Source organism: Ihuprevotella massiliensis, from assembly GCA_900095835.1.
GTDB lineage: Bacteria > Bacteroidota > Bacteroidia > Bacteroidales > Bacteroidaceae > Alloprevotella > Alloprevotella massiliensis.
Map to the genome: position 1 here is coordinate 952,457 of LT608321.1, position 12,816 is coordinate 965,272.

Here is a 12,816-nt window from a genome sequence, read left to right on the forward strand (position 1 = left end):
GCATGGTACTTACCTCAAAGAACAACAACAAATGACGAATATTGTAGACCGTTTTCTCAAATACGTGAGTTTCGACACACAAAGCGACGACAGCACCAACACCACGCCTAGCACCGAAAAGCAATTTCGCTTGGCAGAATACCTCGTGGAAGAATTGAAATCCATCGGTATGGCTGAGGTGGAAATGGACGAATTGGGCTATGTCTATGCCACACTTCCTGCCAATACGGACAAAGCTGTTCCCACCATTGGTTTCATCGCTCACATGGACACGAGTCCTGATGCTTCGGGCGAGAACGTGCGTCCACGCATTGTGAAGAATTACGACGGCACGGACATCGTGCTGGATGCAGAAGCAGGCATCGTGACAAGTGTGGAAAAATTTCCCGAACTCCTTCGTCACGTGGGCGAAGACATCATCGTAACAGACGGACACACCCTTCTTGGTGCAGACGACAAAGCAGGTATTGCCGAAATCGTTTCTGCCATGGAATATCTCTTGGCGCATCCCGAAATCAAGCACGGCAAGGTGCGTGTGGGTTTCAATCCCGACGAAGAAATCGGACTCGGTGCGCACAAGTTTGACGTGGAAAAATTTGGTTGCGAATGGGCGTACACCATGGATGGAAGTGAGCGCGGCGAACTGGAGTTTGAGAACTTCAACGCGGCTTCTGCCAAGATTGACATCACCGGTGTGAGTGTGCATCCTGGCTATGCCAAAGACAAGATGGTCAATGCCGCACGCCTAGCCACCGAACTCGTGCAGAAGATGCCCGAATTTGAAACACCCGAACACACCACGGGCTACGAAGGTTTCTTCCATCTCACCCACCTCTCCGGAACGGTGGAGCGCGCGCAGTTGAGCTTCATCATTCGCGACCACGACCGCGAGCGTTTTGAAGCCCGCAAGGCTATGTTGCGCGGATTGGTGCAAGGCATGAACGCCAAATATGGCTACGACGCTCTTCAACTCACCCTCAGCGACACCTATTATAATATGCGTGAGAAGGTGGAACCCATGATGCACATCATCGACATTGCGAAAGAAGCCATGGAAATGGCGGAGGTGACTCCCGAGATCAAAGCCATTCGCGGTGGCACAGACGGAGCGCAACTTTCTTTCATGGGACTCCCCTGCCCCAACGTCTTTGCTGGTGGCTTGAACTTCCACGGAGCGCACGAATTTCTCCCCATTCCCAACCTCGAAAAGGCGAGCGAAGTGGTGGTGAACATCGTGAAAATCACCGCTGAGCGTTAAGACGTTCATCGAGAGAACAGCTTCATTTATTACACCTTTCTTATGAAATCCTGGTATCCCGTATTGGCTGCATTGCTTTTGCTTTGTTTGGCTGCTATGCCCTATGGCTACTACGTCTTAGTTCGCTTCGTAGCCATGATACTATTTGCACTATTTGCCTATGAAAAATGGCAAAAAGAGCAACCCACATTGGCAATCGTTTTTGGTGCACTTTCCCTACTCTTTCAGCCCTTTGTCAAAATTGCACTGGGCAGAGCTATGTGGAACTTTGTAGATGTCGTTGTCGCCGTGGGACTACTAGCACTATGGTTAAAGGGAGATTATAAAGAGAAGCACTGATTTTTCGACAAACATCCTACAAAACGTTCGCCCAAATGCCATAAAACATTGAGAGCATTGCAACACTAGATTGCAATGCTCTCAACATTTTTAGAAATAGCCCCACGTTGGTGGGGAGATTAGGGTTTCTCTTTGAGCACCTTCTTCGGCAGTTTGGGATTTTCCTCTCCACTCTTAGCCGTCTGCGGCTTTTCTGCTGCTGAAGGAAGATAACCAGCTGCCAAGAGATAGTTTCTAACTGAAGGTGTCTTGCGGAAGGAAGCAGGAGCTTTCTCCACAATCTCTTGCAACTGCTTTGTCATCACGGGGAAGGGCTGCTGCTCAGTGAGCATGAGGAAATAACCTTCGCCCAACACATTGTTGGCATTCTCGAGGACAAACTTGATTTCGAGCTTTTCAATCTTGTTGAGCAGGGCGCGGCGTTTGGGTTCGAGCGTTTCCACCACACTAGCCATGGTCTTTCCATTGAAGATCATACGGTTTGCCATGCGGTCTAGTTCCCACAACTCGTTGTCAAATCGTGCGCGCTGCGTCATAAACTCCGTCAAGCGGTCGTTGAGTGGTCCTCCTGTGACAGTTTGCGCGTAGTTATCTACTTGCAACAATAATTGTCCACCTTCCAACACCACTGGCATGAGGTGCTGATCACCGACATAAATTTCTGCCATAGCTATGCTGTCGATTCTACCTCCGAAAGAAAAACGTCCGTGCACCACAACACACGAGTCGAGATTGACATTCTTCGCGGCTTCGCCTTTGGTGTTAGGCACACGAAGGTAGAGTTTTTTACCATCCAAGCACGCCAACGATGAATTTCCATCGATGTTGTACTGCGAAGAGCAGGCTGTGAGGCCGATCAACAAGAGAAAGAAGAAGTAAATCTGGCGCATGTTGGACAAGTTTAGAGGTACAAAATGTAGACAAGCAGAGCTCGTTATTTTGCAAATGTACATCTAAACCTGCAAATCTCCAAACGCTTTATAGGAAGCAACGCACTGCAATAACTTTCTTTTTGAATATCCTACTGCGAACTTCACGGACTGACCATTATTTTAAGTCATCTAACCATCTGTTAGGCAGGTGCAATTGAAACACCTAAGAAACAGCAAGAAAACTATGCTTGAGCGGGTTCGGGATTCTGTAGCTGTTGTTGCTGCCACTTCTCACGCGCCATGTCTTGCATATCCACCGCTTCGTCATATTCGTCCACGATTTCTACCCCCAACATGGTCTCGATGAGGTCTTCCATCGTCACAATACCACGCAAAGTGCCATATTCGTCGGTGATTACTGCGATATGTTCCTTCTGCTCAAGCATTTTTTCCCAAATGTTAGACACCATTTCATCATCTTTGAACGTGAGAATGGGACGAACTAACGTACTGATTTCTTGCGCAAAATGGTCTTCCGACAAGCCTTCCAAAAGTTCGGAGCGCAACACATAACCTTTGATGTATTCTTCTTCAGCGTCATACACCGGAAGACGGCTGTGTAAATCGAGATGTTCGTCGTCGCTACGGAAAAATTCGCCCAGCGTCATGGTTTCATTGACCGTAGCCACCACAGGTGCAGGGGTCATGATTTCGTCAGCGCGAATTTCACCCAGTTTGAGGAAGCTGCGGAGCGCCTTACTCTCTTTTGCTTTGAACACTCCTTCTTCCACACCCACATCCATCATAGCTTGCACTTCTTCACGGCTCACCGAGGTTTGCACCTTCCCTCGATTGATGAGGATGGTGATAAATTCAGAGAGCAACACAAGAGGATACATGATGACAATGAGCACACGAATCACCCTCGTAGCCCACAAGGCGAGTTGTCGCCAATAGGTTGCGCCAATCACTTTGGGCAAAATCTCTGACACCACAAGGATGAGCAAGGTCATAATCGCCGAGGCTATACCCACTGCATCGCCTTCGCTGCCAGGTGCACCGCCATATTCACGCCACAACTCAGCTGCCTGTGCACCCACTCCAGCCGCACCCACGGTGTGCGCGATGGTGTTGAGCGAAAGAATGGCTGCAATGGGACGGTCTATGTCTGCCTTATAGCGTTTGAGCACCGATGCAATTTTGAAACCTTCTTGTTCTTTGATGGTGACATACGAAACGGTAGATGCTAAAAGCACCGCTTCAAGCACCGAACATAACGAGGAGAGGGAAAGAGAAAGGATTAAATAAAAGAGGAGTAAGCCCATTAAGCGTCGGCATGTCCAGCATGCCTAATTGGTTTGATTTGCAAAAATACATATTTTTCTTAGCCCATCACCCATATTTGTGAGTCTTTTTGTAACTTTGCAGCCGTTAAATCTATATTATTCACCTCTATGTTTCAAAATTCATCCCCCAAGGGAGCGCAATTCACCTTCCGCAGTTTCAGCCGCAAGGGTTATTCCTTGTTTGCTGCACTCGGTTGTGAAGTGAAGGTTGGCGTTCTTGCGGTGGCTACTCTGGGCACTGCCGCTCCATGTTTGGCAGCTTCCAGCAAAGCTCAGCACGTGGCTCATGTGAGCGACCAAGAGCAAGTGGCGACCCTCGACGACGATCAGCGATTGGGCGAAGTGGTCACCACCGCTTCCCGCACTCCCCTCGCTGCCGACCAAGCAGCACGCAAGGTGATGACCCTCAGCCGTGCTGAACTCGCGGCGGCGGGTGTCACGAGTATCAACGACGCACTGAAACTCTGCGCTGGAGTCGATGTCCGACAGCGTGGTGCGTTTGGCATTCAGACGGACATCAGCATCAATGGCGGCACCTTTGACCAACTCACCATTCTTGTCAACGGCATCGCCATCAACAATCCACAGACTGGGCACAACGCTGCCGACTTCCCCCTCAATCTTGCTGACATCGAGCGCATCGAAGTGCTCGAAGGTGCGGCTTCTCGTGTGTTAGGCACTCAGGCTTTTTCTGGTGCCATCAACATTGTCACACGACAAGTCGGACCAACTTTCTATGCCCGTGCGGCTGGTGGTTCGTATGGCACAGCTCAAGGGGAAGCGCGTGGGCTTTTCCGCCACCAATTCTCCAATGGCAACTTGTTCACCTCTAGTTTGAGCGCAGGTTATCAGCGTTCGGATGGTGCCGTCCGCAATGGAGATTTCAAGGGTGGCAAAGCCTTCTGGCAAGGTTCGCTCGATGCAGCGCAATACAAAGTCGATGCGCAAGCTGGCTACACCAACACGGACTTTGGTGCCAACACCTTCTACTCCATCGCATCGACCGACCAATGGGAAAGCACTACGCGCTATTTGGCTTCTGTCAAGGCGGAAACGAAGGGAAAAATCCACATTGCGCCCCAAATCTCTTGGTTGCGCAACTACGACCATTTCCAGTTTTTCCGCAACACCCCCACGTATGAAAATTTCAATCGTGGAGATGTGCTCACTGCCGCTTTGAACTTATGGACGGCATGGTCGCTCGGTCGCACTGCCATCGGTGGTGAAGTGCGCCACGAAAACATCTATTCGGGCAACCTCGGCCGTGACCTCAATGTGGATCAGCGTTTCCGCATCCCTGGACAGTCGCTCGACAAGAAAGACGACAAGGGCATTTGGCGCACCCACGACGGACATTTGGCAGAATACACCAAATCGGTGGACCGCACCAACGTGAGTCTCTTTGCCGAACACAATGTGTTGCTCCACGATTGGACACTGTCGTTAGGCGTGCTCGCTCAGCGCAACAATGCTTTTGGCAAAAACTTCCGCTTCTATCCAGGTGTCGACGTGGCTTATCGCCCTACGGCAGACTGGAAGATCTATGCTTCGTGGAACAAGTCGCTCCGCCTCCCCACCTTCACCGAACTCTACTACAAGAGTCCTTCGCAAGAGGGCAACATCGGTTTGAAGCCTGAGGAAAACAGCGCGTTCCGTCTGGGTACTACCTTCCGCCCCACAGCTGGCGTGACACTCGACGTGGCAGCACAATACAACCACGGCACCGATGTGTTGGACTGGGTGATGTATGATGCCAAAGACAAATTCCATGCACACAACTTCCAGCTCGACAACTATGGCGTTTCTGCTAGCCTTGCCCTCGATGGCGCAATGGTATTTGGCGAAAATCAGCCCCTTCGTCGCCTGCGTTTGGACTATGCCTACCTCACACAGACGCGTAAGGACAAGGAAGTCTACTTCAAGTCGAACTATGCTGGTGAATACCTCCGCCACAAGTTTGTCGCTACCCTCGACCATCGCCTCATCTCTCGCTTGAATGCCTCATGGGTGTTCCGCTTGCAAGAGCGCAATGGCAATTACGTCGTGGTGGATCGCACCAATCCTGCGAAGCTCAAAGCCACGGATCAGTTGATGCCCTATGGTCTGCACGGTCGTCTTGACCTCAAACTCCACTGGGATGCGAAGAATTATTCGCTCTTCTGCGATTTGCAAAACCTCACCAACCATCGTTTCTACGATTTGGCAAATGTGGAACAACCCGGTTTTGTGGTTATGGCAGGAGCCAGCTACCAATTCTAGTATCTCTCACTTGTTTTTATATTGCGTTTACCGCCACCTCCCTAACGGGAAGTGGCGGTTTTTCGTCGCCCTTACACTTGAGCAAATGGAAACTTTGCAAAAGCTGGTGGCACTTCCTTTTCTATGCATTTTGAATCCTCCGAAAGTGCATGATAAAAATAAAAAGCGCAAATACTTGATGGAGGCTGCAGTCAATATCGTATCTCCATCAAACATCCTTATAAATCAAATGCTATATCCGAATTATTGCTGTCCGGTAAAATATGTACTTTTGCTCATGTTACTAGTGTTTTTTTCCAACAAGCAAAGTAACAAAAGAGGCTGAAATCCTGCAAGAGGGTTTCAGTCTTATTTTTATCATCAGAAAAACTTTTACCGGACAGCAATAAACTGGAACATACTCCCATCGTCTATATCAATTTGACGACTGGTACATCAAATAATCAACGTAATTTTTCATCACAAAAATCCCCTCCCTTTTCTTAGGCTAGCCTAACAAAAGGGAGGGGGAATAGAGAAACTTACACACTTTTTCGGACAATATCCTACCATCTAGTCTGGATAGGCTTGCTCGTGTAAGTGCCATTTCGTGGAGTGAAGGCAAAGTTCGGGCGTTCGTGCGCCCTCGCTTGGCATGTGGTATTGCGAGTCTAGTGTAAGCTAAGTGTGCGAATTTTATTAGAATTCAATTTCGTAGGAGTGAACTGCCCATGGGAGAATGTCAACATTTACTGACATCCAAGTGTCCTTAATTGAGAGGTGATCCTGAGGATTTATAGGGGGATCCGTTGGTTCATAAGGATTGTTATTGGGACGTGGGTCAGGATTAATGGGGTTGTTATTGATGGGGTTGTCGGGATCGTTAGGGTCAGCAATATTTGGATTGTGAGGGTCTAGTGTTGGGACGAGTGGATTCCAGTTAGCACCAACCTTAGTAATACCCTTGATTTGAACATGGTAGACATTGTTGCGTATAACAGGTGAATTAACTACCTTATTAGTAGCAAGATTATCAGGGTTAATCCATGCGAAATAGAGAACCTTACGAGCCTTGTAGAGTTGAGCAGTTTGACCAGCGACGCCCTTCTTAGCAGTATTGCGAACTGTAGCTTGATCTGCATAGAAAACACCATTTGCACCAAGGTATAAGTCCGCATTTGCAGGAAGAGTCGCACCATCAACTACAGAACCATCAGCCTGAACGACATATTTAGGAGTCAAGAAGCCACGAACAAGGATGTAAGCAGTGTTGCCCTTGCGGTATTTGCTTTGCGCACGATCTGTGTTATAATAGTGACTAGTAGGAAGAATAAATTCTCCCTTGAGACCTTCATTAAGATCATTAGTAACATTCGTGAGTTCGTCAGCTGCGTTAGCATTGAATACAGTACGAGTAGGCACTGTAATACCCTTCACCTTAGCAGAAGCACCAGCAGTATTTTTCCAAAGACCAGAGTAGTCGTAATGACTACCTACATCTTGATAGCTTGCTTGGAAATTCTCGGTCCAGTAGTCGTCGTTTGAAGGAACTTTATCGTAAGCAGGCGAACGAAAACGATTAGCATAATTGTCGAAGTAGATCTTGTTTTCACCTTGAGCTACTACATAAGTCAAATTAGAAACCTTAATAGCAGAAGCTTCTATATTGCCATTATTGGGGTTAACACCCTTAAAATCAAATGAAGTAGCAGCAGTAGTCACAAGCACACGAGCAACAGCGCGTCTTACAGACAATTCTGGGCGATTCTTATAACCAGATACAGCTTCTGTAGCAGAAACATTGTCATCAATAATAGGATCAACCCCATCACCTGTCATCAAGATAACATCCTTACCATCCTCAACCTTAGCAATTTCACCAGCACGGGTTTTGTCACCTGTAGTGTATTCCTCTGTTAAAGTTGCACTAGTAGAAAATTGCATTAATGAAGAATTGTAAAAATCATCAAAGACCTCGAAATCCTTGGGAGATACAGGACCATTGAGTAGAGCGTTTGCCCCTGTCCAATTTGGTCGTTTTTTAGGTACTGTTAAAAGGTCTTCGGCTGCCTGAGTGGGGTTAACCACAACATAAACGGCCTTCTCACCAGGAGTCACCTTGAATGCTTTGTTTGCAGTAACAAGAGTCTTGTTAGAGATAGACTTTTGGGTAAAGCCTAAATCACTGGCAGCATACTTGTGAATTACTTCCAACTCACCTCTTGTTCCTATAATCTTGAATACGTAAACATTTACGCTTTTAATCTTGTCTTTACCGTGCCATTTACCAACATTGTTGAAGTCAGGATCATCCTTGTCTTGGCCATCATCGTAACTACGAGTGTCGTTTGAAGTAGGCAACGTGAAAGACACAGACATGTAAGTCGTAGCCTTTGTGCTCACCTCTTTACTGTCCTCACCGATCTCATCGTTGAAGTCATACTTTGAACAAGCCGTGAAACCCACGCTGAGCATGAGGGGGATCACAGCTCCCCAAAAAAGTTTTTTCATACTGATTGTTTTTTATATTATTATGTGTGATTTATTATATTCGTGTGGCATGTTGAAGGTAGGGAATACTACATAGTGTATTTCTTAATAAGTTCAGCAAGATTATCCACGATAGCAGGATTTTTCGAGTCATTTTAGCACGATTGTAGGCTTTCTTCAAATAAGAGTACCCACCGAGAACATTCCACATTTCTAGCTCATTATCATACTCAACAGAGAAAAAATATCTTCGTTGATGCTATCGCTCCTATCATTGTTTTTTTCTAATCTTGGATAAATATTTTGTCTTTGTAAGAGTTTTCTAATCAATCGAATAGACAAAAGAATTGCTGCTGCAGCGATGCACGATTAATATCGTCAATCCTAAGCATTGGCAAAGGTACGAAAATACACTAAGAAATTATGATTTTATACAAAAAAAATGATGTGCTGTTTTTTTTTTACGCTATTTATAAAGTCAACCTTACAATATTCTTTTGTAGAACTCTTTTTGGGGTGTTTTAAAATTAAGTTTCTGTCTGGGTCTATTATTGATTTACTTCTGTATCATTGCAATTTTTTTATCGATGTAATCATCAAAGTTTGCTTGCTTAGGTACGTACTTTCAAAAACGAAGTGCAACAATGCATTCGTTTTTGAAAGTACGAGAATAGGATGAGAAAGGGCTATGAGTTGCTGTTGAAAAGGCAGATGTTTCAGGACGCGAAATAGCAGATTTGGGCTTATTTAGGTGACTACCTTAAACACATGGACTAAGGGAAAACTTAGAAGCTGTTGGCAGCTTCTTTCCAGTGCAGCCTACTGTTGCGAAAATGCATCATGAAATACAGTGAGTTTTCTTAGGTTTTTCCATCCTTCACGCGTGCGCGTGCGCGCACATAACAGCAATTTTGCACTTTTTGCTTTCACAACCTTCACAGGAATCCTTGTAAAGTATTGAAGGACTACACATTAAGAGAGATTTTTAGGGTATAAATCACGCTTTTCCAGAAAAACAGAAGAAAAGTGGTGGAAAAATGCTCCAAAAATGGAAAGAAATGATAGGAGAGTTTTCCAAAAAGAGTAAGACCAACACAGAAAAAACGTACGAGAAATATGGAAAAATCTCCGACGTTTTTTGGAAAAACTCCAACGTTTTTCAAGAAATCTCCTACGTTTTTTCTGGAACGTCGGAGATATTATCCCAATCTGAAAAGAGTGACTTCGGGAGGCGAGGTGTGAAGGTTGTGAAAGCAAAAAGTGCAAAATCCCAGGGAAGGCGCGCGCGTCACACGCGCGTGAGGAAAAGTCCCTATGAAGGGGGGCAAAATGGAACAAAAGCGACCTTCCGTTTCATCCCACATAGCTCGTGCCCTACCCTCTTAAATCACAATCAGCACCTAATGACTAAAGACAGGAAGGGAATACACAAGTTGCAAGACAGAAATACGCAGATTTGCAAAGTGAACAAAGCAATTTCACCTACACACAAAGAAAAAACTGCACTTTTTCGGCGATTTTTATCTCTTTGCCTCATTTGGCACCCATATAGTATAGAGGGGGACGAGATAGAAAAACAGCAGAAAAAGTGCAGTTAGAAAGAGGAAACGAAATTAGAAGGGATAGCCGATGGCGAAGTGGAACGCTAGGCTTTCACGAAACGAGTTCATGTTGTAGAATCCGCTACGTTGAGTCTGGTAGGGTGCATGGAGCCCAATGCCGAGATCGAAGCGGAGGACGAGGAATTGCATGTCATAGCGCAAACCAACACCGGTGCCGACAGCCACACGACGGAGGTTGTCGAGACTGAGTTCAGAATGTGGACGCTGCGCATCGGGGCGCATCAACCACACATTGCCAGCATCGAGGAAAACTGCTCCGTGGAGCGAACCAAACAAATGGGCTCGCAATTCGGCATTGGCTTCTAGTTTGAAATCTCCAGTCTGGTCGATGTAGGAATAGTTGGAGTGTGGAGCACTGTATCCACCAGGTCCGATGGTGCGCACGCCAAAGGCACGAACGCTGTTGGCACCACCAGCATAGAAGAGTTCACCGAAGGGAGCGCGGGTGCTGTTGCCGTAGGAATAGACCGCTCCAACAAAAGCACGCGTGGCAAGGGAGTAGCGATCGGAGATGCGGTGGGTGTAGTGCATTTCGGCAGTGGCTTTGACAAACTGAGCGAAGGGCGAACCCAAGATTTTCTTGTCGGTTTCGTCAAAAGGTTTGCCCGTGAGCGCATACAAGCCCGAAGTCACATTACCCGCTTCTTTCAAGGAGAATTGCAACCAGAGGGGATTGCTCACCGATGCAGGAGAATTGTAGGTGAAGAGATAGCTGATGGAAGGCACAAACTGATTGCGCATGGAGATGTAGAGCGCAGGGTTGGCGCGCGTGATGGAGTCGAACACGGTCGTCTTGCTCACGATACTGTTGTATTCGATGGTGAGGGGCGAAAGTTCGTGACGGATATTGGCAGATCGCGACCATTTGTACATCATATTTCCTCCAAAGGTGATGAATTGGAAGAAACCAGAACGATTGCGCCAATCGGCATTGAGTGCATAGGTAGTGGTTCCGTTGAGCGGCTTCACATCGAAAAGACGCAAGGGAGCAGCCAATCCATGTGCAGCAGCATCGATACGTGCCAATTTGAGTTTGCGGCGCGCTCTGCGCCCCATGGCAGCAGGATTGAACCAAGGCATCATGAGACGAGGGAATTTGAAGCTCAGTTGTGTGCCCAATTCAAAACTATTGTTGTTGCTCGAAGCGCCTTTCCCGATTTGCCATTCATAACTGCCGAAGGCTTTCCAAGCCACGGTTTCGCCACCACGAAAAGCATTGTGACGCGAAAGTTCATAGCTCACACCAGGACCGAACTGGTCGTTACTTTTGAGCGTGGCATTCATTTCTAACCCCGACTCAAAGGGATAGCCCAATGTGGCATTGATGCGCATGTCGAGGGTGTCGCAGGTGGCAGTGGTGTCGCGTGGATAATATTCGATGTCGAGCGAAGAGAAGAGTCCCAACGCATAGAGTTGCTCCTGCGTTGCCTTCTGATCGTAGAGGGCAAAACGTTCTCCTTCGACGTGGGCGATGGAACGGCGCCACAAGCCAGAGCGCAAAGGAATCTTTTGCCCAGGGAAGAAATAGGTGTAACCAGAGCGTTCTAATCTTCCAGTGAGGGGAGTGTCTTGATTGTCGCGAATGATGACATAAGTATGTCCCATGTGCCAAGGACGACGCGTGTTGTCGGCTCGCTTTGGATTAGGTTGCACTCGCAAGTCCACATATCCTGTTTGGCGCAAAGTGTCGGCTTGAAAGGTAGTCGTGGCAGCGGTGTAGAAATAGTAGCCATTGTTGCGCATCAAGGCTTCGATGCGAGATTGTTCGCCCGTAAGATTTGCCGTGCTGAAGGGGGCTCCTCGACGCAAAAGCGACTTCTGGCGAGTGCGTGCCAACAGCGAGTCGGCTACGGGATCGAAATGACGATATTCGATGGAGTCGAGATAGAAAAGTAACCCTGGAGTGACCGTATAGTCTAGTTTGGCTTTGAGAGGATTACTGCCGGTGATCACATCAAAGTCCACCTTTCCACGCAGATAACCATAGTTGCGCAGTGTAGTGGTAGCCACTTTCGTACGCATCTGAGGGGCTACGGAAGAAATGAGCACTGGTGGTTCTGCAAAAGCCTTAAACAACCATTTCCCCACAAGTGTTTCGGCATCAGCAAAGGTGTTGTACGCCCACAGTCCAAGTTTCCAAGGACTGGTGAAGGTGGACGAACCAAAGAGTGCGCCATTGGGAGGGTAAGCCAACACAGCTTCTACTTCGGTGCGCATAGCAGCGAGATTTGCCTTGGCGTCTGCTTCCTTATGCTCTATCATTTTGCGCTCGGCAGTGGTCAGACTACTGGGGTCGCGTTTTTCCAACTCTGCCATAGAGACTGAATGTTTCTGTCCTCCATTGACAGCACGGTCTATGGCTTCCACTGCATTGGCAATAGAAGTGATGACACCAGCACTGTCGGCTGCCGCTTTGGAGTTGCGGCGTTGTTTGGACTTTGCCGTAGGGAGATCGTAGGTGATACTTTTGATGCCGGTGTAGAGTTGTTCCCCCTCTGGAATCTTGTCGGTGGTGGAACATGCCTGCACCAACACCACAGCACAAAGCAGTAGTGCTGAGCTTGACCAAACTACCCTCATGGGGCGCGTCAGGCGGTGGAGAAGAGAATATAGCTGTGATATGCGCATCGTGAGCAAGAGTTATCGATGAG

7 protein-coding genes are annotated in these 12,816 nt (G+C 47.5%); 3 read left to right on the forward strand and 4 right to left on the reverse strand.

What is annotated here, in order from left to right; genetic code table 11:
- The first annotated feature begins 31 nt into the window (after positions 1-31).
- Complete coding sequence (gene pepT, locus BQ2633_RS03965) at positions 32-1,258, forward strand: peptidase T (RefSeq protein ID WP_075565260.1); 1,227 nt, start codon at positions 32-34, stop codon at positions 1,256-1,258.
- A 42-nt stretch (positions 1,259-1,300) separates the two neighbouring features.
- Positions 1,301-1,597, forward strand: coding sequence for a DUF6804 family protein (locus BQ2633_RS03970; protein ID WP_075565261.1), 297 nt, complete (start codon positions 1,301-1,303; stop codon positions 1,595-1,597).
- Between the two features lie 119 nt (positions 1,598-1,716).
- On the opposite strand, the gene BQ2633_RS03975 is transcribed toward BQ2633_RS03970, so the two are convergent.
- Positions 1,717-2,487, reverse strand: a complete 771-nt coding sequence (locus BQ2633_RS03975; protein ID WP_075565263.1) for a DUF4369 domain-containing protein — start codon at positions 2,485-2,487, stop codon at positions 1,717-1,719.
- A gap of 224 nt (positions 2,488-2,711) precedes the next feature.
- On the reverse strand, positions 2,712-3,794 hold the full coding sequence (locus BQ2633_RS03980; protein WP_075565265.1) for a CNNM domain-containing protein: 1,083 nt from the start codon (positions 3,792-3,794) through the stop codon (positions 2,712-2,714).
- A 129-nt stretch (positions 3,795-3,923) separates the two neighbouring features.
- On the opposite strand from BQ2633_RS03980, the gene BQ2633_RS03985 reads away from it, so the two are divergent.
- Positions 3,924-6,074, forward strand: coding sequence for a TonB-dependent receptor plug domain-containing protein (locus BQ2633_RS03985; RefSeq protein WP_075565266.1), 2,151 nt, complete (start codon positions 3,924-3,926; stop codon positions 6,072-6,074).
- A gap of 678 nt (positions 6,075-6,752) precedes the next feature.
- On the opposite strand, the gene BQ2633_RS03990 is transcribed toward BQ2633_RS03985, so the two are convergent.
- Positions 6,753-8,564, reverse strand: coding sequence for an Mfa1 family fimbria major subunit (locus BQ2633_RS03990; RefSeq protein ID WP_075565267.1), 1,812 nt, complete (start codon positions 8,562-8,564; stop codon positions 6,753-6,755).
- Positions 8,565-10,156: 1,592 nt separating this feature from the next.
- On the reverse strand, positions 10,157-12,793 hold the full coding sequence (gene tamL, locus BQ2633_RS04000; RefSeq protein WP_075565269.1) for a translocation and assembly module lipoprotein TamL: 2,637 nt from the start codon (positions 12,791-12,793) through the stop codon (positions 10,157-10,159).
- Positions 12,794-12,816: the final 23 nt, after the last annotated feature.

Coding starts and splice junctions, on each gene's coding strand:
- pepT (WP_075565260.1), top strand. CDS start 32: ATGACGAATATTGTAGACCGTTTTCTCAAATACGTGAGTTTCGACACA.
- BQ2633_RS03970 (WP_075565261.1), top strand. CDS start 1,301: ATGAAATCCTGGTATCCCGTATTGGCTGCATTGCTTTTGCTTTGTTTG.
- BQ2633_RS03975 (WP_075565263.1), bottom strand. CDS start 2,487: ATGCGCCAGATTTACTTCTTCTTTCTCTTGTTGATCGGCCTCACAGCC.
- BQ2633_RS03980 (WP_075565265.1), bottom strand. CDS start 3,794: ATGGGCTTACTCCTCTTTTATTTAATCCTTTCTCTTTCCCTCTCCTCG.
- BQ2633_RS03985 (WP_075565266.1), top strand. CDS start 3,924: ATGTTTCAAAATTCATCCCCCAAGGGAGCGCAATTCACCTTCCGCAGT.
- BQ2633_RS03990 (WP_075565267.1), bottom strand. CDS start 8,564: ATGAAAAAACTTTTTTGGGGAGCTGTGATCCCCCTCATGCTCAGCGTG.
- tamL (WP_075565269.1), bottom strand. CDS start 12,793: ATGCGCATATCACAGCTATATTCTCTTCTCCACCGCCTGACGCGCCCC.